Below are 212 nucleotides of genomic sequence, written 5' to 3'. Positions count from 1 at the left end.
GACCAGCCAGGAATCGATGGCTGTTTGCATATCTTCATCCGCTGTGAAAATAGCCGAGGTTCCCTTATTTTGCTTGACTTTCCCGCGATATACATGCTCAAGCCCATCCTGTCCCGCTGCAAAGCCCCGCAGCTTCGCCTTGAGCTGCCCGATGCTGTCTACAATCACTCCCAGCCGCTCTTCCATGGCCTCGCGCCCTGTCTGGAGAGTGT

The 212-nt window shown here is 55.7% G+C and carries 1 protein-coding gene; it reads right to left on the bottom strand.

Translation table 11 applies throughout. From position 1 onward, the window contains the following. The coding region (locus LCF57_RS18945; protein ID WP_226002095.1) for a hypothetical protein at window positions 1–212 on the bottom strand (212 nt) is incomplete at both ends.

It is taken from the genome of Paenibacillus sp. BJ-4, assembly GCF_020404765.1.
In the GTDB taxonomy this organism is placed as follows: Bacteria; Bacillota; Bacilli; order Paenibacillales; family Paenibacillaceae; genus Paenibacillus.
Note: the sequence above shows the minus strand (reverse complement) of the source record. Positions and strands in the feature narration are given on the sequence as shown.